Below are 21951 nucleotides of genomic sequence, written 5' to 3'. Positions count from 1 at the left end.
TCCGGGCGCCATCAGCCCCTTGAGCTTCGCCAAGTAGTATACAGATTCAGTCCAACCTCTGAAGGCAATTCCAGAGTCGGCGCAAGAAAAGCCATTTGGTGCTGAGGTAACGGGCAGGTTCCCCAGATTCGCGGGACGACCCCTTTTCTCATCGGCTCCACGGAAGTCCCACACAGGCCGTATGATGCCGCCCATGGCTTCCGTCTGCTTTTACTTCCAGGTCCACCAGCCCTTCCGGCTCCGCCGGTACACGGTGTTCGATTCCGACCCGTTCTACTTCGACAACGAGGCCAACAAGGCGATCCTGCTCAAGGTGGCGGACAAGTGCTATCGCCCGGCGACGGCGCGCATTCTCGACCTGATCCGCCGCCACGACAGCCGCTTCCGGGTGTCGTACGCCATCACCGGCACGGTGCTCGAGCAGATGCGTCTGTGGACGCCCGACCTGATCGAGATGTTCCAGCAGCTCGCCGCCACCGGCGCCTGCGAGTTCATCAACGAAACCAGCCACCACTCGCTCTCGTTTCTCTACTCGCGCGAGGAGTTCAACGAACAGGTGCGTCGGCAGGAGCGCACGCTCAAGGAGCTCTTCGGCGCCGAGCCGGTGGTTTTTCGCAACACGGAGCTGACCTACTCCAACGAACTGGCGGCGCACCTCGAGACGACCTTCCCGCGATATCGCGGCATCCTGTGCGAGGGCGTGGACGGGCTGCTCGGCTACCGCTCACCCAACTACGTGTATCGCCCCCCGCACTCGCATCACCTGTCGCTGCTGCTGAAGAACTTCCGTCTCAGCGACGACATCGCCTTCCGGTTCTCCGACCGCAACTGGTCGGAGTGGCCCCTGACGGCGGAGAAGTTCGCCTCGTGGGTCAACCAGATCAACGGCGACGGCTTCGTCTGCAACCTGTTCATGGACTACGAGACGTTCGGCGAGCACCAGTGGCATCACACCGGCATCTTCGAGTTCCTGGACGCCCTGCCGGGGTTCATCTACGACGTGAACCCGGGGCAGAACGACTTCAAACTGCCCAGCGAGTGCCTGGCGTGGTACCCGCCGGTGGGCGTGTACGACGTGCCGCGCATGATCTCGTGGGCCGACACCGAGCGCGACCTCTCGGCGTGGCTGGGCAATGACATGCAGACCAACGCCGCGACCGAGCTGTACCGGCTGGAGAAGGCCGTCAAGGCGAAGCACGCCGCGGGGGACGAGTGGATTCTCGAGGACTGGCGCAAGCTCACCACCAGCGATCACCTGTACTACATGTGCACCAAGTACTGGGCGGACGGGGACGTCCACAAGTACTTCAGCCCCTATGACAGCCCCTACGATTCCTACATCAACTTCATGAACGTGCTGGACAACGTGCGCCGGCGCGCGGAACGATGACCTCTCCCACGCAGGACAATCCGACATCCCGGGGCGTGCCGCGCCGCGGCGGCGCGGCGCGGCGCGGACGAAGCGGCATCCCGGGTCGATCTCGACGCGCCTTCACGGTATACGAGGCGGTCGGCGCCCTGGTGGTCGTCATCGTCCTGGTCTCCGTCCTGCTGCCCATGCTCTTTCGCGCCCGCAACCAGGCACGGCTGGATCGATGCCGCCTCAATCAGACCTCCATCGGCGCCGCGTGGCTGATGCACCTGCGCGAGACCGAGGCCTTTCCCGACATCGAGGAAGATCCCGACTGGCGCTACGCCGGTGTGTCGTTCTCACGAGTCAGCGGCGAGCCGGCGCTGGACTTCGCGCGACCGCTCAACCGGCACCTGGAAGCGCGATGGCGCCGACCCGGCGAGCCGGGCATCTTTGAAAGTCCGCTCGACCGCGGCATCATCAGCCCCAATGGACGCGACGGCACGGGCGGACAGACCGCCTATCGCTTCTTCGGCACCAGCTACCGCGCCAACGCCATGCTGCTGGACGCACGCATCACGGGAATGGACAACGTCCGCCGACCGCTGCGAGTCACGGAAGTCTCCCGACCCCATGACCAGGTGGTCATCATGGGGCCGCCGTTCTGGTTCGAGACGCTCTATCGCACCGGGCGGCAGGCGGACTGGTACGAACGCCCCGGCGCCGGGCCGGTGCTCTTCATGGACGGCTCCGTGCGCGACATCGCCGTCAGGCCCGAAACGCCGGTCGGCGACGGCTACTCCTTCACGCCCGTCGAGCGCACCAGAGAGGTGGACGACCCGAACGCTTCAGCCAGGCGCGACGGCTGAAGAACGGGCCCGAGCGCCCGAGAGATGAACGCATCACTGGGGCCTGGGCGCCTGTCCGCCGTTGGGCCTGGGGCCGTTGGAAGGCGGAGCGGAGCCGCCCGACGGGTTGGTGGGATGGATTCCATCCGCCGTCGATTCACTCGCGCTGCCGCGTGACTGCTCGCGGGCCCGCGAGGCCGCGGTGAACTGCGAAACCAGATAGTCGGCGGCTCGACGGGCGTCGGACGCCATGGCGTCCAGCTCGTAGATGATCTGAAGCACGGCGGGTGGTTCATCACCCGACTGGCCCCACGGGCTGCCCGCGGCAAGCCGATCCGCACCCGCGGCGTGCCAACTGTCCCCGCTCAGGCCGCCCGGCCCATCTCCAGTCGAACCCACGGAGCGGCCATACCGGGCGTAGGGATCGGCGCCCACCGTGAGCAGGCCGGCCAGAGCGCCGATGAGCAGCGCCACCACCGCCGCGAACGCCGCCGCCACCGGCGGGCGCTGCCACCATACGACGGGCCTGCGACGCCGATACAGGGTGATCTCGTGCAGCGCGTCGAGCGTGCGACGACGGAGGCGCACCGGCGGCGATTCCATGTCCAGCGGGGCTTCGCGCGTCAGGCGCGCTTCAATCCGACGGACCTGCTCCACGTACCGGGCGGCCTCGTCACCGCCCGACACCGGCGCGTGGACCGCCATCGAACGAGCCAGCCGCCAGCGTGTGAGCCAGTTCAGCACGATCCACCTCCCCAAGTCACGATCCCGCTCCGGCGGCCTGCAGCAGCACCTCGATGTTCTCGGGCAGATCGCTGCGATCCCCCGTTCGCTGGCGCTCCTGGTACAGGCGAAGAATGTGCGCCGCCAACTGATCACGGGCGCGGAAGAGCGTCACCCGCACCGACACCTGCGACTTGCCCATCACGTGGGCGATTTCGCGCATCGACAGACCCTCGGCGTAGCGCAGCCACAGGGCGGTGTGCTGCGATTCCGTCAGCACACGGGCCGCCAGCTCCCATGTCGGCGAGCGCGACTCGCGACGCTCGGCGGCGTCCACCGGGTCTTCCAACGCCGCCTGACGCAGGTCGAGCTGATCGGTGGAGCGGGTCCGGCGCTTCGAACGATGGCGGCTCACCGCCAGGCGCGACCCGATGGTGAACAGCCACGTCGAGAACCGCCAGCGATCGTCGTAGCGGTCGATCCGCTCCCAGGCGCGCACGAAGGCCTCCTGGGTCAGCTCCTCCGCATCGGCCCAGTTGCCGGTGCGTCGCAGGATGAAGTTGAACAGCCGCGCCTCGAACAGCGCCACCAGCTGGGCGTAGGCCGCCAGCGACCCGGTCTGAGCCCGGCGCGCCAAGGCCTCGGGCGTCACGTCGACGCCCGTCAACGCCGCCTCCTCCCATCGCTCGGGCTCTTGCTGGAATCGGGCCATGGCACGCTCACACCCACCCCTCGACCTTCACGAGTGTACCGCGCCCCGAGCCGGTTGGGATCGGGAACTTCAGGGTTTTTTGATCCGACCGGGCCATGGCGGAATCACGCTCGGCAGCCCGAAGCCAAAACGCCTCGATTTCCGGGGGTCGGCGCGCGAATCACTTGCCGTCGGAAGGTTGTCCGCCGCCCACGGGGGCCTGGGACGGGGGCGACGCCTCCAGCCAGACCCGCCGCAGAATTCCGGTCAACGCGTCGCCCGGCGAGACCTCCGACAGCCGCTTCAGCCCCTGCTCCATCAAGGCGCGATCCCCGACCTGACGCCCCAGGAACGCCAGTGTGAGCGCCTGGGCGGCGGTCCATCGCCCCTGCTCCCCTCGCGTCTGAATCGACGCGGCGAGGTCGCGCAGACGATCAGCGCTGGGCAGCAGATCGCCGGTGTAGACCACGTCGATCATCTCCGGATGATGGGCGAAGAGGTTGCGGATGCTGGCGCCGGCCGCCCCGATCACGCCCGCGCCGACCTGGGCGTTGACCAGTCCCGCCATCGCCGTGGGGTGATTGGGCATGTAGCGCAGGGCCCGGATGAACTGGCGCTCCGCCGACAGGTACTCGCCTCGGCGCAGCAGGCGCTCGGCTTCCGTCATGATCTCGCCGAACCGACCCACCGCGTCATCGGCGACCAGGTCGTCCAGGGCGCGACCATGCCGCAGCAGCGCGATCGACTCCGGAGTCGGCGTCACGCGCTTGGGCGGAGCGGGTTGCCCCACGGCGCCGTGGATCGGCTCCGTCGGCTCGGCGGGCGCTGTCTCTCCCTGAGGCGCCACGGGGAAGGAGGGATCAACCGGGGGCTGCTCGATTGTTTCCTCGGCGTCCAGCATGTCGCGCAACTGCTGCAGCGTCGTCTGCAGGGCGGCGCCGGCCTTGGCCGGGTCGGCGCTGCCCGCCTGCGTCGCCATGCCGCTCACCATGTCGGAGTACCCGGGCGGAATCGCCATGTTGATGCGGTGATCCACCAGCGCGCCGGCGACGCGTCCATCCGTGATGCGAAGATCCTCGAACGGCGGCTGCCAGGCGCGTCCCGGCAGCAGCGTTCCGCTCCCGGAAATACCCTCCTGGATCATCCGCGCCCGCTCGTAACTGGACAACCCGATCATGCGCGGATCCATGCCGGCCGGCGTGGACTGAATGCCCTGCAGCGACGTGGCGGTGATGTTCATCACCGACCCTTCACGGGTCTGGAACTGACCGAGCATCTGATACGGCGCATCCCCCATCGAACGCATCGCCGCGGACTGATGCGACAGCAGCACGCCCTGGAACCATGATTCCGCCAGGGCGATGTCGCGGGCGCGGTCGTCCGCGCGGCGATTCAGCGTGCCCAGCGTCTCCCCCAGCCCCGCGCGGCGCCGCTCGACCAGCCCCAGTTCCTGCCCCAGGTTCAGCGGCGTGTTGCCCATCGCGCCGACAATCGCGCCGAGCGACGAGTACGCCGACGCCCGTCGCTCGAAGGCGTAGAGGTCGTTCGAACCCAGCCGACCACGGAAGTCCTCCGGCGCGGTGTAGCCCAGCGCGCCTCGAAAACCTCGCCCGCCCGCGACGCTGTTCGTCACCAGCAGATTGCGCAGCCGGAAGTCCTCCTGGGGAGTCGCCTCGACGCGCCCGTCGCCGCCGACCCGACGATCCGCGTCCAGGGCGCGGCCGTCCCCCACCGCGGTCTGAGCCGTCGCCGGAAGAGCCGTCGCCCACGAACAGGCGAACAGGGCGAGAACACGACAAGGCGATCGAAGGGCGCGCATGGAACCTCCTGGTCGTCTTTGTATCGGCACAACGCCGGGCCGACGCCCGGACAGCCGCGCCTTCACAGGAGTGAGACGCCCCATCCACCGCCCTGGTTCGGAGACGGGGAGCGGATGGGGCGATCGAGGTTATCGGCCCATTGTACGCCGAATGGCTTCGAGCGCCCGGGCGTGATCTTGCTCATCGCAGGCCAGGAGCACGTAGATCAGCACGCCGTCGGTCCAGGCGCAGGCGGGTGTGTCCTGACAGGTGCCGAAGTCCTCGGGCCAGTAGATGCGTCCGATCTGCAATCCCCCGAACTGGCCCATGTTGGGCTGAAGAAAGACGCTGACGCGCGTTTTGCCGTCCTGCCGGATGTATGACAGATGCACCGAGTTGCGCTCGGTCGGGCAAAGCCCGCATTCCCCGCCCCCGACGAGGTTGAAGCCCGCCGAGCGCAGGTCGAACACCGGCACCGACGACACCCCAAGCCGGGGCGACAGGTGCTGCTGAATGGACGCGAGGTCACGATACCTGGCCTTCGATGCCAGCGCCTCGGAGTTGATCGAGCAGCGATCGTGCTCCACGCTGGCGGCGTCGGCGGTGACGCCCAGCTGTTCGAGGTTGGCCGACGCGGCCTGCTGCGGCATCGGACGGAGCAGCGGCGGTCCGAAGACGCCGAACGCAATGGCCCCGGCGACGATGACCAGGCATGCCGCCACCGCGAAGACGTTGGCGTGGCTGGGATTCTGCAGGAACGACCACCGGCGATGCGGGGCCGCGCCGCCGCCTTCCCCTCGGCTGGAGACGCGACCAGAACCCGCTGGCAGGACTTCACACCGGGTACGCTCGGCGGCCAACGTCCGCGCCACCTGGTCGCGGAGCCCGCTCGGCGGGTCGCACGCCAGATGCCGGGCCACGAAAACCCGCAGTTCCCGCTCAAACGCCACGGCGTCACGCAATGAGGCGTCCGAGGCGAGGGCGTGCTCCACCGCGGCGGCGTCCGCCGCGCTCAGTTCACCATCCACGTACTGTCGAATCCGTGCCGCATCCATGAATCAACCTGCCTCGCGACGAACGATCGTCGCCATCCTAGGTGTACGCCCCGGACCGGTCCGCAATCGTGGCGAACCCGGACCCCGCCCCCCCACTCCCCCGTCCTGTGTCAACGCCCCGCGCCGTCGATCTCTTCCCGCAGTTGCGCAAGTTCCCCGGCCAGAATCGAACGAGCCCGGTGCAGCCGGCTCATGACCGTTCCAATGGGAATGTCCTGTATTTCGGCGATTTCCCGGTATTTCAGCCCCTCCACCCCCCAGAGCAGCAGGACGGACCGGAACTCCGGCCTGAGTGACTCGACCGCCTTCCTGAGCCGGCCGTCCACCTGCTGCCAGTCCAGCGAGGCCAGGTCCCAGCAGGGCGGCGGGTCGCCGGGTCCGGAGGCGTCGTCGGGCGCGTCGATCAACTCCGCGCCGCTGATCGGACCGCGCCGTTCACGCCGCACCCGGCTGTAGAAGATGTTGTGCAGAATCTTGAACAGCCAGGGACGCACCCCCGCGCCCCGATCCTCGAACCCCTCGCAGGATCGCAGACCCTTCAGGTACGTCTCCTGCGTCAGGTCGGCGGCCTCGTCGGGGTGACGCGACAGTTGCAGCGCCATGCGATACACGGCGTCGAAGTGCTCCAGCGCGAGTTGTTCAAAGGCGGATCGTTCCACGCGCGCCTCGTACCAGGCCGATGATCGGCGATGATACCCGGAAACACCACCGGCTCGGCTCGTCACCGGCGCGGCGCCGCCGTGGTTCCGGTGATGGGATGGCGATGATGCCCGACCGTCACGGGACGGACGCATCCTCGATCACCGCGTCCGCCTCAATCTCGATCAGCATGGCGGGGTCGATCAGCGATGAGACGCCCACCATCGTGGCGCAGGGGCGGTGCTCGCCCACGAACTCCCGGTGCGCCCGCCCGAACTCCGCGTGACGGGTGATGTCGGTCACGTACATCCGCGTGCGCACCAGGCGGGACCGGTCCGCGCCCAGTTGGCGCAGCGCTCGATCGATGATCTCGAAGCACCGCCGCGCCTGGGCGTAGGCGTCGCCGGGGGCGTGGACGCTTCCATCCGGGTTCATCGGCGCGGTGCCGGTCACGAAGATCATGTTCCCGGCCCGCAGCGCACGGCAGTACCCGACGGTTGTTTCCCACGGAGCGCCGGATGAGACACGTTCGAACGCCATGTGAATCTCCACGGGTCCGGTTGATCCCGCGCCGGGACGGATGGTTCCGGCGCCAACACCCTAGGCCGCCGGACATCGGGCCACGACCCGGACCCGGAAGCCAACCCTCGATCTTGACGCCGGAACAGGCACTTTCGCCGGTGGAACGTGCTTGATTCCGCCCACGAGGCAATAGATGCGGCCTCATCCTCGTATGAATCCTGACGGGATCGCCCGTCAGCCGCGTCTGGGATGGAGCGAATCCGCCCCGCGTCGTCATGCGAACCGTGTGACGAAAGAATCCCGGCGCGGATCGGAAGAATCCTGCTCAACCGATGGTTGCTCCCCCTCCACGTCTGAACCGCACCCCGCCTCTTCCCATTCACTCGATTTCCCACCTTCCCATGCGTCTGGCCCCCGAACAGCACCATGACGACTTCGATCCGGGCGAGCAGTCGCTCGAACGCGATCCCGTGGAATATGTGCTGGTCGGGCTGGGCGTGCTGGTGCTGGCCCTCGCGGTGTTCGTGCAGGTGCTGCTGACATCGAGCATCGCCGCGAAGCCCGCCGAGCACACGGCGGACGCGTCGAGCGCCCTCGTCGCCGAGCCGGTCGGGAACACGCAGCGCGAGGCACGGGTGGCCGATGCGCCGACCAATCGTGAAACGACGCCGCGCCGATCGCTGCGGTCGATCGACCATCTCGCGATCTGCCCGGATCCGTCGTCCACTCCCGGAGCGGTCGCGTTTTCGTTCAAGCCGCTCGTGCGTGAACTGGCCGACCTGCCCTGGGACCAGGCGCGCACCGCCGCCTGCGAGGTCATTCGCCTGCGCGTGCTGGAGCGGCTGGACTTTGACCGCGCTTCCGGCCCGGCGACCCTGCTTCTCTCGCGCGACGCCCGCGCGCACTGAACCTGGCGCCGACGGAGAGCCCCGCCCCCCATGTCGGCGCGCGTCGGCGCGGATGAACGCTGTCGCTCCGTGTTCCTGGGTTGATGGAGCCGGCTGGACCGTTCCGTCCGAAAACCCGCGCCGCCCGGTTGTGCGGGTTCTGCCGCCCGGTGCAAGGTGAAATCGACCTCGTCACGTCCATTCCGGGCGGGATTCATCGGCTTTTTCCCAATTCCGGGGTATTGTGTCAGGAGTGCGTGAACGCCCCACCCGGGCTGCCGGGGGGTGGTGGGAGTCTGACACCATGATGAAGATCGAACTCGACTGGATGCGGCATCTGTGCCTCGTGACCGCGGCGACGGGCGTGACCGCGACCGCCTCGGCCCAGCGGCTGGGCGATTTCAACGGCGACGGATACGCCGACATCGCCGTGGGCGTGCCCTTCGAGGACGTGAGCGGGAAGATCGACGCCGGGGCGATCAACGTGCTCTACGGCACGTTCGGCGGCATCCGCGACGTGAAGAACCAGTTCTGGCATCAGGACAAGTTCGGCATTCTCGAGGACTGCAACCCCAACGACCAGTTCGGCTTCGCGATCGCCATCGGTGACTTCAACGGCGATGGCTTCACCGACATGGCCGTGGGCGTGCCATTCGAAACCGATGAGGGTTTTCTGGGCGGCGCGGTCAACGTGATCTACGGCCTCAACCAGTCCACCGGCCTCTGGGCGGGACGCAATCAACTCTGGCGCCGGGAAGGGACCAGCGGACCGGCGCTGGCGAGCGACTTCTACGGGCGAGCCCTGGCGGTCGGCGATTTCAACAACGACGGCTTTGACGACCTGGCCATCGGTGTGCCCGGCGCCAAGATCGGCAACCACTCCAGCGCCGGAGGCGTCGAGGTCATCTACGGGTCCGCCGACGGGCTCAAGGAAGCCGGCAAGCAGTGGTGGCATCAGGACGTGCCCCAGTTCAAGGGCGTGGCCAGGCCCAACGACCGGTTCGGCTGGGCGCTGGCGGCTGGAGACTTCAACAACGACGGATTCGATGACCTCGCCATCGGCGTACCAGGCGACAACATCGTGGGCGTGAAGGGCGCCGGGGCGATCAACGTCATCCGCGGGTCCGCCGCCGGGCTGACCAACACGCAGGACACCATGATCCACCGCGCGGGAGGGCCTTTCATCGCGCTCGAGGGAACGCCGCCCCAGTTCGAGAACTTCGGCTCCGTGCTCGCGGTGGGCGACTTCAACAACGACGGGTTCGACGACCTGGCCATCGGCGTGCCCGAGCACACCTTCATCATTGATGAATCCGCCTTCGCCAACGCCGGCGCGGTGCATGTGGTGTACGGCAGCGCATCGGGATTGACCGCGACCGGCGCCCAGTTCTGGCACCAGGACTCGCCGGGCATCCCCGATGTGGTGGAGACCCGGGATCAGTTCGGGGCCTCGCTGGCCGTCGGCGACTTCAACAACGACGGGTTCGACGATCTGGCCATCGGGGCGCCCGGGGAGGGACGCTACGGACTGGACGGCATCGGCGTCGTCCACGTCATCTACGGCACCTCCAACGGGCTGTTCCGCCACTTCAACCAGGTCTGGCACCAGCTGGTCGAGGGGATGAAGAACCGACCCGGCGCGGGCGACGAGTTCGGGCGCGCCCTGGCCGCCGGCGACATCAACGGCGACGGCTTTGATGACCTGGTCGTCGGCATTCCCGGCGAGAACATCAACGGGCAGCCCTTCGCCGGCGCCATTGCCATCATCTACGGCTCGGCGAACCGGCTCACCGCCGCCAACAACCAGTTCTGGTACCAGGGCTGGCGGACGACCATCGACATTCCCGAAGCGGGCGACCAGTTCGGGCGGTCGCTGGGCGTGGGACGGTAGCGCGGCTCGGCCCCGTCATTCGTCCCCCAGGGCAATCGCTTTTTCGGTTTTCGATGCCGTCGTCTCCTTTGAAACCCCCCTGGCGACGTTGGAAAGTTGTCTCGGGTAAATCGAGAATCGGAAAAAGCGATTGCCCTGATTCGTCCCCTCGCCGGGCTTGTCCCGTCCATCCCTCCGGCTACACTCTCAGTCCCCCGTCGCCCTGCGGCGTGGGACTGTGTGTTTGCCTGAAGTGACCTGAGGGTGTGCCCCCCATGCCGACCGTGAATCAACTGGTTCGTCGCCCCCGTCGTCCCGTCGCCGGGAAGAGCAAGACGAAGGATCTCGCCGGCTCGCCGCAGAAGCGAGGCGTGTGCGTGCAGGTGCGCACCATGACGCCCAAGAAGCCCAACTCGGCGCTTCGCAAGGTCTGCCGCGTCCGCCTGAGCAACGGCAAGGAAGTCACCGCCTATATCGGAGGCGAGGGCCACAACCTGCAGGAGCACTCGATCGTGCTGGTGCGCGGCGGGCGCGTCCGCGACCTGCCCGGCGTGCGCTACCACGTGGTCCGCGGCTCGCTCGACTGCCTCGGCGTCGAAGGCCGCCAGAAGGGCCGCTCCAAGTACGGCACCAAGCGGAAGAAGAAGTGACATGGCGGCTGTCGACCTTCGGATGTCGGCTCTCAGCCGAACACCCGCCGACAGCCGACAACCCAACGCCCCCACACGGCAAGTAATCGGGTCGGCCCGGCCGGTCGACCCGGTGAACAGCGTCCGCCGCTGGCGGACAGATGAGCCAAGGAGATTCAGCCAATGGCCGGTCGCATCACCAAGTCCGACGATCAACTGCGTCCCGATCCCCGCTTCCAGAACACCACGCTGGCCAAGTTCATCAACTGCGTGATGCACGACGGCAAGAAGGCCGTGGCCACCCGTGTGGTGTACGACGCGCTGGACATGATCCAGCAGCGCCTGGAGAAGGAAAACAACCCCAACGCCCCGGCCAACGCGCTGGCGGTATTCCTGCAGGCGGTGGACAACGTGCGCCCCAGCGTCGAGGTCCGCTCCAAGCGCGTCGGCGGCGCCAACTATCAGGTACCCATGCAGGTGCGTCCGCGGCGTCAGCAGTCGCTGGCCTTCCGCTGGATCATCACCGCCGCCCGCGAAGAGAAGGGCAAGCCAATGGCCGTGCGGCTGGCGAAGGAGATCTACGACGCCGCCAAGGGCGAGGGCAAGGCCATCACCACCCGCGAGAACACCCACCGCATGGCCGAGGCCAACAAGGCCTTCGCCCACTTCGCGTGGTGACATCGGTCGTCGGGTTCACAGAAGTCAAGCATTCTGCCGCCGCCCCATCCCGCGATGGGGCGGCGTTGTTTCGCCGGTCGTTGGGTTCCAAGCCGGGATGGGCGTGGTAGCATGACATGGGATCAACCGATGCGCCGCATCACTGCAACGTGCCATCTTCTTCTGCCGGCCCTGATGCTGGCGACTGCAGCCATTCAGGTCGCCCGGGCGCAGTCGCCGCCGCCCGGGTCGCGCCAGAGCGCCAAGGCCCTCGAACAGGCCATCCGGCAGCTGACCGCCGAGGCCGAGCAGGCGCTGCGGGAAGCACGGATCGATGCGCTGTCAAGGCCCGACGTTCGCGCGCGATTCCAGGGCGGGCCGATTCTCGAATCCGACCTGGTCGCCGCATTGACGACGCCTCAGCATCGCGAGCCGTTCATCGACGCCTACATCCGCTGGCAGTTGACGAGTTTCGATCCCGCGTGGCCCGATCTGGACGACCACGCCTTCGCCAGGTTCATGGACCGCACGCCGCGACTGCTTGACAACCCGCGAGCCGACCCCAACGTGCTGGACGTTCTTCGCCGCGCGGAGAGCGGCGGACCGCTGGCGCCGCAGTTCATCACGCACCTCCGCGCCGATCTGGCGGCGCTGGAGGATCGCACCCGGCGAATCGAGGCCATGAACCGCCCAGCCATCGAGTTCCGCGCCTGGGTGGCGAAGAAACTCGGCGACACCGGCCCGCGCCCCCGGCAGTGGATGATCGAGGAACTGGCCGCCCGCATCACCGCGGGGTGGGATGTGTCGGACATCAAGGCCGCCATGACGCGCAACTTCACGGCGTCGGTATCGGATCAGTCCTTCACGCCCGAGCAGCGCGAGATGGTCTACGCCCAGCTCCTCACGCTGCGCGGGCGCAAGCGCGTCTTCGCGGGCGAGGTGACGTTCCTCGCCAACGGCGCCATCCGCGCGTCGGAATCCACGGCGCAGGTGACCAACGAGAACCTGGAAACCTGGCGCCGGCGGCTGGCGGGGGAGGCGAAGTGATCGTGCGGATGGATATCCGGCAACAGTTCCAGTGCTGATTCCGACTCATGGCGCATCGCAAGTCATCTCGATGTGGACGGTCAATGCTGGGCGCGTTCGTTGCGTTGTGCGTTCTGCCCGCAATGGGTGAAAGGACGCCGGAGAAGTCGCCCGCCACGACCGGGTGGTCGTACGCCGTTGCACAACCACCGCCCAGCGATGCCGCCCTCGTCAACAAGGCCATCGCTCTGCTCACCGCCGAGGCGCGGCAGGGTCAGAAGGAAAACCGCCTGCCCCGGCAGGAGACCACCTTTGCGGCCGAGTTCCTGCGGGAGCACGGACGTGAGTCGGTCCCCGGCGACCTGGTGTGGAAGCGATTCGAGCGGCGCACGAACAGGGACGCCTTCATCGACGCGTACGTTCGCTGGCAACTGCTGGGCTTCAACCCCGCGTGGCCCGGCGATTCGCTCAAGGATGCCGACCTCGACCGGTTGATCGAGGAACTGCCTGCCCTGCTGCCCAACCCGCGGACGGATCGCGCCTTCATCGCCCGCGTGAATGACGCCATCCGCCGCCAGCAGGTGAGCGATGCGGAGGCGCAGGCGATCCGCGAGGCGGACGCCGCCCTTACCAGGCGAGCGTCGGAGATCAACAACCTCAACCGGCCCGCGCTGGAGATTCGCCGCTGGCTGGAGCGCAGTGCAGGCGAAAGTACATTCCGCGCCCACCTGATGCGGTTGGAGCGTGTTCGAGCGCTGGTCTCCGCGGGGTGGAACGCCGAGGGGCCCAAGCGCGACATCCTGCGGCGGTTCGAGGAATCGAAACGCCACGCCGAACTGACCGACGAGCACCGCGCCCGGCTGGCCCAGGCGGCCCGGTCGATGATCGGACTGCGGGCGCCGATCGTGACGCGCGTGGGCATCGGCAACGAGAATGCCGTCGAGGCCCAGTTCGACGAGGCGGCGGTGTATGACTTCGAGGTGAACGAGTGGGTGCGGGCGCTGGCCCGGTGAGCTGGCCCAACGCCGCAGCCACGCACGTCTCCTGGAAGAAAGAAAACGCCCCCGGCGCGGGCCGGGGGCGGGGGACAGGTCAGACGCGATTCGCCTCGGTCGGATCAGTACCACAGCAGCGAGCGGATGACCTCGATCTCGGCGGCGATGGCCGTCTTCTGCGGCGAGGCCACCATCCAATCGGGCGGGTTGGGCTGACCATCGACGAACGCCAGCACCGCGCAGAGCAGGGCGTCGGCCGCCGCGTCGTGCCCGCACTCGATCAGGTTGGCGGCCATGGCGGTCAGCGAACAGAGGACGTTGCGCCGCACGCTCCTGACGACGACGTTCGGGCCGGTGAAGAGCGACGTGTTGGCGGAGCAGATGTCGTGGGCCACGTCGCGCGCCCATTCCGCCAGGAACGACTGCGGCACGCCGGGAACGGTCGGGGTCGGATCGACGCCGTCGGGTACGCCGTCACCGTCGGTGTCGGCGCTGAGCGGATTGGTGCCCAGCACCAGCACTTCGTCACCGTCCGAGAGCCCATCGCCGTCGGTGTCGGCGTTCAGCGGGTCGGTGAAGTGCTCGTTCACCTCGACGCCGTCATTCAATCCGTCGCCGTCGGTGTCGGCGTTGAGCGGATTGGTTCCGTACAGGTTGATCTCGTCGTCGTCGGTGAGCCCGTCGCCGTCGGTATCGACCGGCCCCCCGCCGGCGGCGAGCAACTCAAAGGCCAGATCGCCGTCGGCCCCGGGCAAACCCGCGGGACTGAACGGGCCACCGAAGGCGAACTCGAAGTCATCCTGCGGCCCGGCGTTGCTGGTGTGCCACACCCACAGCACCGCGCTGGACCCGTCGGTCAGCGTTGCGGCGATGGAGATGAAGTACTCCGTGCCGCCCGTCAGCGCCACGCCGCTGGTCAGCGAGGCGGAATAGCGGTACTGATCGGCCACGCCATCGATGCTCAGTCCGTCGGCGACGACCGTCACGTTGGAGGCGGGGATGATCTCTGACGCGATGGAAGCACCCACCGATCCCCCGCTGCTGGCGAAGAACTCGATGGTGAAGGAATCGACGTTGCCGAAGGCGCCGGCGCTCGTCACGAACTCGAGCACGTTCTCCTCGTCAAGCGACTCCCCCCACCACACCACTTCCACGATCGTTTCGTCGGCGCCGAGGGTGAACCGATCCGCCGACCTCGGGTTGGCGCCGAAGAACGTGGAGTTCATCGTGGACTCCGCGGCGAAGGGGTTGCCGTTGGCCGCGCCGCCCGGTTGCGAATACACCACCACATTCGTGTCCGCCCACGCCAGCGCGCCGATGGCGCAGGCGCAGGCCGCCGCCGCTCCGCGAGTGAAGAACTGCTTCATGGCCGATCTCCCTTTCATGTCTTGAAACTCTCTCCGGGGTAAGGAACGTGATGGGATCAGCAGCCGCAGTATGCGGCCTGCCCATCGCATCTGTCAATGGATCACCTGCGCGATTCCCGCGCTCATACGCGCTCGGTCCACCGAGGGGCTTGCCCCGCTTGCCTGTTTTGCCTCGTCGTTCGTGCGACCACTCGGCCGGCAACCCGCGTGAACAGCCGCCACATTCATCGACCAGTTGCGGCGCCACGCCGCACTTTCGATTGTGGGAGCGTGTGCTGGGTCGTCGGTTGTTGGTGTCGATGCAGTTCCGGCAGGGTGGCGCCTCAGCCGCGCAGGTCGGCGCCGGAGCGGCGCTGCTCGATGACGGCCTCGCCGCCTTCCTGCACCACCGCCGCCACCCGACCGGCGATGACCCGCTCGTAGACTTCCTTCAGTTGCACGCAGTAGGCGCTGACGTGGTGCGCCCGGTGAATGGACGCCCGTGCCGCCTGCCCGAGCCGGCTGCCGGCGCCGGGATCGTCGAACAAGCGCACCACGCACGACGCCGCCGCGTTGATGTCGCGCTGGTCCACCAGCAGCCCGGTGTGGTCATGGTCGATGACCTCCTGCATGGCCAGCGACCGCTCGGCGATGACGGGCACGCCGGTGGCCATGGCCCACAGCGCGGGCATCACGCCCGGCATGGGGCGCAGGGCACGACCTCCGCCGAACAGCAGCGAGAAGGGCGAGCCGCCCTCGCTCACGTCCAGCGTGGTGGTGTCGTCGCCCAGGATGAGCGCGGCGTCCAGCCCGTGGACGCAGCGCCACGGCTCGGCCAGCTGCTCATCCACGATCAGCCGATGCGCGTGCCCGATGCGCATCAGCCAGCGGACCGCCTCCACCCGGCGCTGGGCGGCGGGATGCACCACCAGGCGCACGTCGCGCCCGGCCTCGGCCGCGAGCGACAGGACCACCGCCGCCCGCCTCGCGTCCGACCAGGACACCGGTTCGCAGAGCAGCCCGATGACGAACGACCGCTCGTCCACGCCCCAGCGTCGACGGACATGGTCGCGGTCGTCGGAGCCATCCTCCACCGCCTCGGGATGCACCGCCGGCCTGAGCACGTCCAGATGCCGCGCCCCCACGCCCGCCGCGATGTAATCACGCTTCACCGCCACCGACGTGGCCAGCAGAAAGGTCGGATGACTGTCGATGGCCCTGGCCAGCAGGCGCATCAGAAAGCCGTTGACCGGCCCGATCGTCAGGGTCGCCACGCGCCTGCGAGCCGGCGCGGCAATGGCCGCCAGCAGCGCGGACCGCGCCGTCCAGGCGTGGACGAGGTCGTATCGACCGAAGACTTCCTCGCGCGACCGGACGAACCGCCTGAACGCCCCGCCCAGGAAGCCCGCCATCACCGGCTGGTGACGAGGCGCGGTCAGCCGCCCCGTCACGGGCACGCCGCAGCGCTCGGCCAGTCGCTCGTGACGCCCGTTACCCACCAGCAGAACATCCTGACGCACCGACGTGAGTCGCGCCAGGGGCGCCGCCATGAGCTGCAGGGTGCATGCCCCACCACCGGGGCTGCCGGGATCGACGACGTGAAGCACGCGCATGACATCATCATGTCAGAAACCCGGCGCGGGGGCAAGGCAGGGCGTGAACCGTGATCGGTTGTCGGTCATCAACTCGGGCTGATGTCTGACAGCCGAAAGCCGCCCTCGAAGTGCCAAGGCCGTGTCGGCCGCGGGGAAGCCGCAACGTCGCAGACCATCGAGTGGTGAGGGAGTCACTCTGAGTGTGGCGGGTGCGAGATCGAGCGCCGCAGGCCGCCCGCACGGCTCACAGAGCCGTGGCACGCGGGCACGTGGGGGGGCACGGCTCACAGAGCCGTGGCACACGGGCACGTGGGGGGGCACGGCTCACAGAGCCGTGGCACACAGCGCGGTGGCGGAGTCAATCGAAGGCCGACTTGGGCGCGCTGTTGTCGCCCAGCGGACGAACCTCCCACTTGTAGAAGAGCTTGGCCACGCGGTCGGCGATCATCTCCGCCAGCGTGCGGTTGGCCTCCGCCTGGCTGGCGCGGGTCAGCACCGGCTGGTAGGTCTGCTCAGGCGGCAGCGTGACCGTCATGTACCGGGCGTCCGCAACGTCCTCGCCCGTCGGCGGGAAGAGACGAACGCGGTTCTCCACGTCGATCAGCTTGACGCGCAGCGTGGCCTGGGCGCGGGGCGCGCCGGAGGCGTCCGGCTCCAGCCCGAAACTGAGCATCTCGACATAGATCAGCTGGGCGGCGCCGACCTCGCGCCCGATCTGCTCCAGCGGCTTGAGGGCCCCGGCCCGCTCCGAGCCCGCCGCCGCCATGGTGTTGCTGGTCTTGATCGAGTCCTTCAGCACCTTGTTGCGCATCAGGTGTTCGAGAACGCGGTCGCCGATGAACATGCGCAGCCCGCGGTCGTTGAGCACGTTCTTGCGGTCATCGACGTACACCGCGGTGACGCGGTCGGCCATCTTGTACTCGGCGTCCTGCGTCGGGGGCGGGCTGGCGAGCACCGCGATCGGTCCGACGATGTTGCAGCCGTGCATCAGCCCGGCCGCGCCCATCGCAAGCAGCACGCCGCAGGCCAGCCACCGACAGTTTGAACCGGCAGGGGATGATCGCATGATGACTCCTGGTCCAGCCCCCACCTCCCACCCGCACACAACGCCCGCGACCGTGCCGCGCGTCGAATCTACTTCTTCTGCGACTGCGCCAGCCGCGGGTTGTACTTGTCCGGGTACTTCGGCTCCTCGTGCAGGTAGAAGAGCCACGCCACCTTCTGGATGAACTTGACGATCAGCCCCTGCGACACCTGCGAGGCGTTGGTGGACTCCCACGTCACGCCCTGCATGTCGGGGAACTTGGCGATGATGTTGAACTCCTCCACCGGGGCCACCGGGTCGGGGTTGATCTCGTCCACCTCGATGACGCGCACGTGGGCGGCGCACACGCCGTCCCACTCGTAGCGGTTGCCCGGCGGCGTGAGCCGGTACTCGTAGAGGTCGATGAGGATGATCCGCTCCGCGCCCAGCGCGTCGGCGATGTCGCCATAGGCCATCAGATGCCAGTGGGGCGTGCTGCTCTGCCACTGCATCGTCTGCTCGGGCGCAATGACGCGCACGTTCTCCACCTTCTGGCGGATGTTGTACGCCACCCCCAGCGCGACCTGCCCGGCCAGGCGCGGGTGCTCGTACATCATCGTGTGATTGACGTTGACCAGCACCGCCACCTTGTGCCCGGACAGCCCGTTGTAGCGGGCGGGCACCTCGATCAGCTTCTGATACTCGGCGTTCTGGGCCGCGCCGCCGATCAGGTTGGTGACCGCGCAGCCCGAGAGAGCAGCCGCCGCCACGAGAAGGCACAGGGATCGCAGCATCAGAGGATCTCCCGAACGACCAGAATCTTGTAGATCCACGCCAGCGTGGTCATCGCCGCCGCGAGCCAGAGTATCCGGGGCGTCCACAGCCGTCCCAGCAACCCCCCCAGCGCCGAACCCGTCGCCGCCACATACAGACCCACGATCAGGGCGGCGGCAGTCAGAATCGAAAGCACCATGCCCATCGGCTGGGTCAGGAACGACGCGAGCAGGTCGCCTCGCACCGCATGGGCGAAGGATGTCGTCATCCCGCACGTCGGGCAGGCCAGCCCGAAGCTCTCCACCCAGCGGCAGGCGGGCATGCCGAGCTGTTCATGCGTGCCGTGCCCGCGAGCATCCGGCGCGATGCTCAGCGCCACACCCAGCACGCCCAGGCAGCCGAGGGCGACAATGAGCGCCACCATGCGCCGGGCGAAGGTGGAGCCGTCCCCGGCGGCGGCACGCTCCAGCACCGCCACGGGGGGCGAACCGGTGGAGGCCGACATGACCGCCGCCCCCCCATCGACGCCGAGGGAGGACGGACCGACGCCGGATTGGGAGTCGAGGGGTGCCAAGGACATGGAGCGTACTGGATGGTAGGGCGCGGATCAACGGTGATGCTGTGAGGAATCGGCGGTCGGTGGTCGGAAGCCGTTTCCGCGACAGCCGTCAGCCACGTTCATGCGTCGCCCCGTGTGCATGTCGGAAACATTCTTCTGATTGGTGCGCAAGCCGCCCCAGTGCACCGGCATATGAATCGCTGTAAGGTGCTGTCACGTTGGGTGTTGCATCGTGGCGCAGCGTCAATCACGGGCGGCTTCAGCGCTCGGTTGTTCCGGGGTCATGTCGTGACGAAAGGGGATCATCATGGGGTTGAGGCGAACCGCCGCAGCGGTGATAGTGGGGGTGGTATCGGCACTGTTGAGCCCGAGTGAGAGGAGCTACTCCACCTCGCAGCGGCCGTCACAGCATCGCCCCCCTGCCGTGCTCTTCTCGGAAACGCCCAGGGAGCTGGAGTTCTCCGGGCGTCTCATCGCTCGTCCGGATCAGGCGTTGATGCGTCGCCCCGACGGGGAAGCCGCGGCGCGGGACGCGGTGCATCTGGCCATCGAGGCGTTCACGCTCATCGAACACGTCGCCGCCACGGACGAATACCTGCTCGCCCTGCCCGATGGTGTCTCGGAGAACGACGCGGCCGCTGAACTGCTGGCTACTGGCCTCTTCCAGTACGTCGAGCCGGACTGGATCTGCTACCCCGCCTCGTCGAACTGCCCCAACGACCCGCGACTTGATCGGCAATGGCACCATGCCACGAACATCATGCAGTCGTGCGAGGGCTGGGCCTTGTTCACCGGCGACCCCGGCGTGACCGTGGCGATCTGCGACACCGGCGTCCGGGTGACCCATCAGGATCTGCTGCTCCATCGCAAGCCCGGCTACAACGCCGTCGATCGACTCTGGGAGGGCGAGGGCGGGCAGATCACGGACATCAACGGTCACGGCACGGGCGTCCTCGGGGCCGCGGCAGCCAACGGGAACAACGGCGTCGGCGTGTCGGGTGTTGGCTGGAACCTGGGCCATCGGATGATGCGCATCACCAACTCCCAGGCCGGGGGCAGCACCATCAGCACGATCACCCACGCGGCGCGCACCGCGGTGGAGAATGGCGACCGCGTCGCCAGCGTGAGCTACGCGGGAACCACGACCGACACCGCGCGCACCACGGCCACGTACATCAAGTCGAAGGGCGGCCTGCTGGTGTGGGCCGCGGGAAATGGGGGCAGTTTCCTTCATACCGACCGCGACGCCGATGACCTGATTGTCGTCGGCGCCACCAACCCGGCCGACGAACGGTGGATCAACTCCAACTACGGGTCATACGTCGATCTCTTCGCGCCGGGCGATGACATCCATACCACCACCAACGGGGGCGACCGGAAGTACGGCAGCCCCAGCGGCACCAGTTACGCCGCACCGCTGGTGGCGGGTCTGATCGGGCTGATCTGGTCCGCCGAACCAACCCTGACGCCCGATGAGGTCGAGCACCTGCTCAAGCAGGGGTGCGACGACCTGGGCGCGCCCGGTGTGGACAGCGTGTTCGGGTACGGGCGAATCAACGTCTACAAGACCCTGCGCGATTCCGTGGCGCCCGTTCTCTGGGACTACCCGGACGGGTTTCCCGCGATCATCGACCCCACCGGCGGAACGTCGATGCGCGTCACCGTCTCGCCGTACGGCTACACAGGCGTCGAGGGCACGGCCCGGCTGCACTACCACGACGGCGTGCAGTGGCGCAGCACGCTCATGCCTCACCTCGGCGGAAACCTCTACCAGGCGGTCTTCCCTCCCCTGCCGTGCGGCAGCGTGACCCGCTACTACTTCTCGATCCGTATCGCCATGGGCGTTCGGGCCTATGACCCGCCCGAGGCGCCGGATCGCTGCTTCATCGCCCCTGTCGTGCGGGAGCCCGTCTTCGTCGATCTCTTCGAGACCGACCAGGGGTGGACCGTCAGCAGCGACACGCTGCTCAGCGGCCAGTGGGAGCGCGGCGTGCCCGCCGGCGACGGCTCGCGAGGCGACCCGCCGACCGATTCTGACGGCTCCGGACAGTGCTATCTCACCGGCAACGCGCCCGGCAACAGCGACGTGGATGGCGGGCCCACGCGGCTGTTCTCCCCCATCCTCGACCTGTCGGGCGGGCTGGACTATCACATCACCTACGCGCGATGGTTCACCACCGATCGACCCGGCGACTGGCTGCGGGTTCACATTTCCAACGACGGCGGCGATACGTGGACGCTGGTGGAGCGCGTAGGCAACGGAGCGGGCTGGCAGACCACACGCTTCCGGGTCGCCGATGTCATCGCGCCCACGTCGCAGGTGATGCTGCGATTCCAGGTGGCGGATCAACCGGACGACTCGATCACCGAGGCGGCCATCGACGCCTTCATGGTGCTGCCCGATTCGTGCCGCGTGGTGACCACGTCGCTCACCAACGCCGTGGTCACGCGAGGCACACTCGTCTCCGGCTCGTTCGTCGATCTGATCGTGTCGGACAACGTGGCATTGCGCGCCCGGTCGGCGCCCGAGGAGGGCGGCGCTGGGGTCCACAGCATGTACCTGCGCGTGGACGCCCAGACCGACGCCGTCAACCCCTCTGATCTGGACGTGCGCATCGAAACCCGCATCGACGACGTGGCCGCCGCAGGCAAGGTGATGATGCGGAACTGGGTGCTCAACCGGTTCGAGGAAGTCGCGTCGTACGCCGTCGGTCTGGATGAGGTTGTCATTGACGTCAAGGGACTGAACGGCGCGACTTACGTGCGGGCCTCGGACGGACGCCTCCAGGTGCAGTTGAGGCACACCGCCGCGGTGCTGCTGTTCGGCAGTTCGTTCGACACCTGGGTGGATCATGTCCGCATCGTGGTGCGCGAGTGACCCGCCGCGCGCCGCGGAAGGTGCGGAACGGTGGACGTCGAAGGTCCACGCCGTTCACCGGCAACCGACCGCCGACAACCGAA

Annotated in this window: 20 protein-coding genes; 9 read left to right on the top strand and 11 right to left on the bottom strand. The window is 67.8% G+C overall.

Annotated elements, in window-relative coordinates; translation table 11 throughout:
- The first annotated feature begins 193 nt into the window (after positions 1–193).
- Together HRU76_08090 and HRU76_08085 are read left to right on the top strand one after the other, a co-directional pair.
- Entirely contained in the window at positions 194–1390 is a 1197-nt protein-coding gene (locus HRU76_08090; GenBank protein ID QOJ17542.1) for a polysaccharide deacetylase family protein, read from the top strand.
- Complete coding sequence (locus HRU76_08085) at positions 1387–2220, top strand: hypothetical protein (GenBank protein QOJ17541.1); 834 nt, start codon at positions 1387–1389, stop codon at positions 2218–2220. The genes HRU76_08090 and HRU76_08085 overlap by 4 nt, the downstream gene beginning before the upstream one ends.
- 33 nt (positions 2221–2253) lie before the next feature.
- Here HRU76_08085 and HRU76_08080 read toward each other — a convergent pair whose 3' ends face one another.
- The 6 genes from HRU76_08080 to HRU76_08055 form a co-directional block, all read right to left on the bottom strand.
- Positions 2254–2943: a hypothetical protein gene (locus HRU76_08080; protein QOJ17540.1), complete on the bottom strand. Its 690-nt coding sequence runs from the start codon at positions 2941–2943 to the stop codon at positions 2254–2256.
- A gap of 16 nt (positions 2944–2959) precedes the next feature.
- Complete coding sequence (locus HRU76_08075) at positions 2960–3634, bottom strand: sigma-70 family RNA polymerase sigma factor (protein QOJ17539.1); 675 nt, start codon at positions 3632–3634, stop codon at positions 2960–2962.
- Positions 3635–3794: 160 nt separating this feature from the next.
- Positions 3795–5432 (bottom strand): hypothetical protein, encoded by a 1638-nt coding sequence (locus HRU76_08070; protein ID QOJ17538.1) that lies wholly within the window; start codon positions 5430–5432, stop codon positions 3795–3797.
- 129 nt (positions 5433–5561) lie between these two features.
- On the bottom strand, positions 5562–6467 hold the full coding sequence (locus tag HRU76_08065; protein ID QOJ17537.1) for a hypothetical protein: 906 nt from the start codon (positions 6465–6467) through the stop codon (positions 5562–5564).
- 110 nt (positions 6468–6577) lie between these two features.
- Entirely contained in the window at positions 6578–7126 is a 549-nt protein-coding gene (locus HRU76_08060; GenBank protein ID QOJ17536.1) for a sigma-70 family RNA polymerase sigma factor, read from the bottom strand.
- Positions 7127–7244: 118 nt separating this feature from the next.
- Positions 7245–7646, bottom strand: coding sequence for a RidA family protein (locus HRU76_08055; protein QOJ17535.1), 402 nt, complete (start codon positions 7644–7646; stop codon positions 7245–7247).
- Between the two features lie 383 nt (positions 7647–8029).
- Between HRU76_08055 and HRU76_08050 the strand changes: the two genes are divergently transcribed.
- The 6 genes from HRU76_08050 to HRU76_08025 all read left to right on the top strand — a co-directional run bounded on the left by HRU76_08050 (position 8030) and on the right by HRU76_08025 (position 13710).
- Positions 8030–8536, top strand: coding sequence for a hypothetical protein (locus HRU76_08050; protein ID QOJ17534.1), 507 nt, complete (start codon positions 8030–8032; stop codon positions 8534–8536).
- Positions 8537–8819: 283 nt separating this feature from the next.
- A complete protein-coding gene (locus tag HRU76_08045) occupies positions 8820–10406 on the top strand; it encodes an FG-GAP repeat protein (protein ID QOJ17533.1) in 1587 nt (528 codons plus the stop codon).
- Positions 10407–10660: 254 nt separating this feature from the next.
- Positions 10661–11035: a 30S ribosomal protein S12 gene (locus HRU76_08040; GenBank protein ID QOJ17532.1), complete on the top strand. Its 375-nt coding sequence runs from the start codon at positions 10661–10663 to the stop codon at positions 11033–11035.
- Between the two features lie 162 nt (positions 11036–11197).
- Complete coding sequence (gene rpsG / locus HRU76_08035) at positions 11198–11692, top strand: 30S ribosomal protein S7 (protein QOJ17531.1); 495 nt, start codon at positions 11198–11200, stop codon at positions 11690–11692.
- Between the two features lie 129 nt (positions 11693–11821).
- Positions 11822–12718 carry a hypothetical protein gene (locus tag HRU76_08030; protein ID QOJ17530.1) on the top strand — a complete coding sequence of 299 codons (897 nt, stop codon included), beginning with the start codon at positions 11822–11824 and terminating at the stop codon, positions 12716–12718.
- Positions 12719–12801: 83 nt separating this feature from the next.
- A complete protein-coding gene (locus tag HRU76_08025) occupies positions 12802–13710 on the top strand; it encodes a hypothetical protein (GenBank protein ID QOJ17529.1) in 909 nt (302 codons plus the stop codon).
- A 104-nt stretch (positions 13711–13814) separates the two neighbouring features.
- On the opposite strand, the gene HRU76_08020 is transcribed toward HRU76_08025, so the two are convergent.
- The 5 genes from HRU76_08020 to HRU76_08000 all read right to left on the bottom strand — a co-directional run bounded on the left by HRU76_08020 (position 13815) and on the right by HRU76_08000 (position 19011).
- Positions 13815–15059 carry a hypothetical protein gene (locus HRU76_08020; GenBank protein QOJ17528.1) on the bottom strand — a complete coding sequence of 415 codons (1245 nt, stop codon included), beginning with the start codon at positions 15057–15059 and terminating at the stop codon, positions 13815–13817.
- Positions 15060–15382: 323 nt separating this feature from the next.
- Positions 15383–16651: a glycosyltransferase gene (locus tag HRU76_08015; GenBank protein ID QOJ17527.1), complete on the bottom strand. Its 1269-nt coding sequence runs from the start codon at positions 16649–16651 to the stop codon at positions 15383–15385.
- A 340-nt stretch (positions 16652–16991) separates the two neighbouring features.
- Positions 16992–17699, bottom strand: coding sequence for a hypothetical protein (locus tag HRU76_08010; GenBank protein QOJ17526.1), 708 nt, complete (start codon positions 17697–17699; stop codon positions 16992–16994).
- Between the two features lie 68 nt (positions 17700–17767).
- A complete protein-coding gene (locus HRU76_08005) occupies positions 17768–18451 on the bottom strand; it encodes a hypothetical protein (protein QOJ17525.1) in 684 nt (227 codons plus the stop codon).
- Positions 18451–19011: a DUF2752 domain-containing protein gene (locus tag HRU76_08000; GenBank protein ID QOJ17524.1), complete on the bottom strand. Its 561-nt coding sequence runs from the start codon at positions 19009–19011 to the stop codon at positions 18451–18453. The genes HRU76_08005 and HRU76_08000 overlap by 1 nt, the downstream gene beginning before the upstream one ends.
- 403 nt (positions 19012–19414) lie before the next feature.
- On the opposite strand from HRU76_08000, the gene HRU76_07995 reads away from it, so the two are divergent.
- Positions 19415–21868 carry a S8 family serine peptidase gene (locus HRU76_07995; GenBank protein QOJ17523.1) on the top strand — a complete coding sequence of 818 codons (2454 nt, stop codon included), beginning with the start codon at positions 19415–19417 and terminating at the stop codon, positions 21866–21868.
- The last annotated feature ends 83 nt before the right edge of the window (positions 21869–21951 follow it).

The organism is Phycisphaeraceae bacterium (genome assembly GCA_015709595.1).
Lineage (GTDB): Bacteria > Planctomycetota > Phycisphaerae > Phycisphaerales > SM1A02 > CAADGA01.
Note: the sequence above shows the minus strand (reverse complement) of the source record. Positions and strands in the feature narration are given on the sequence as shown.

Excerpts from the sequence above, each read along its gene's own strand:
- HRU76_08090 (QOJ17542.1), top strand. The coding sequence starts at position 194 with ATGGCTTCCGTCTGCTTTTACTTCCAGGTCCACCAGCCCTTCCGGCTC.
- HRU76_08085 (QOJ17541.1), top strand. The coding sequence starts at position 1,387 with ATGACCTCTCCCACGCAGGACAATCCGACATCCCGGGGCGTGCCGCGC.
- HRU76_08075 (QOJ17539.1), bottom strand. The coding sequence starts at position 3,634 with ATGGCCCGATTCCAGCAAGAGCCCGAGCGATGGGAGGAGGCGGCGTTG.
- HRU76_08070 (QOJ17538.1), bottom strand. The coding sequence starts at position 5,432 with ATGCGCGCCCTTCGATCGCCTTGTCGTGTTCTCGCCCTGTTCGCCTGT.
- HRU76_08065 (QOJ17537.1), bottom strand. The coding sequence starts at position 6,467 with ATGGATGCGGCACGGATTCGACAGTACGTGGATGGTGAACTGAGCGCG.
- HRU76_08055 (QOJ17535.1), bottom strand. The coding sequence starts at position 7,646 with ATGGCGTTCGAACGTGTCTCATCCGGCGCTCCGTGGGAAACAACCGTC.
- HRU76_08050 (QOJ17534.1), top strand. The coding sequence starts at position 8,030 with ATGCGTCTGGCCCCCGAACAGCACCATGACGACTTCGATCCGGGCGAG.
- HRU76_08045 (QOJ17533.1), top strand. The coding sequence starts at position 8,820 with ATGATGAAGATCGAACTCGACTGGATGCGGCATCTGTGCCTCGTGACC.
- HRU76_08040 (QOJ17532.1), top strand. The coding sequence starts at position 10,661 with ATGCCGACCGTGAATCAACTGGTTCGTCGCCCCCGTCGTCCCGTCGCC.
- rpsG (QOJ17531.1), top strand. The coding sequence starts at position 11,198 with ATGGCCGGTCGCATCACCAAGTCCGACGATCAACTGCGTCCCGATCCC.
- HRU76_08030 (QOJ17530.1), top strand. The coding sequence starts at position 11,822 with ATGCGCCGCATCACTGCAACGTGCCATCTTCTTCTGCCGGCCCTGATG.
- HRU76_08025 (QOJ17529.1), top strand. The coding sequence starts at position 12,802 with ATGCTGGGCGCGTTCGTTGCGTTGTGCGTTCTGCCCGCAATGGGTGAA.
- HRU76_08020 (QOJ17528.1), bottom strand. The coding sequence starts at position 15,059 with ATGAAGCAGTTCTTCACTCGCGGAGCGGCGGCGGCCTGCGCCTGCGCC.
- HRU76_08015 (QOJ17527.1), bottom strand. The coding sequence starts at position 16,651 with ATGCGCGTGCTTCACGTCGTCGATCCCGGCAGCCCCGGTGGTGGGGCA.
- HRU76_08010 (QOJ17526.1), bottom strand. The coding sequence starts at position 17,699 with ATGCGATCATCCCCTGCCGGTTCAAACTGTCGGTGGCTGGCCTGCGGC.
- HRU76_08005 (QOJ17525.1), bottom strand. The coding sequence starts at position 18,451 with ATGCTGCGATCCCTGTGCCTTCTCGTGGCGGCGGCTGCTCTCTCGGGC.
- HRU76_08000 (QOJ17524.1), bottom strand. The coding sequence starts at position 19,011 with ATGTCCTTGGCACCCCTCGACTCCCAATCCGGCGTCGGTCCGTCCTCC.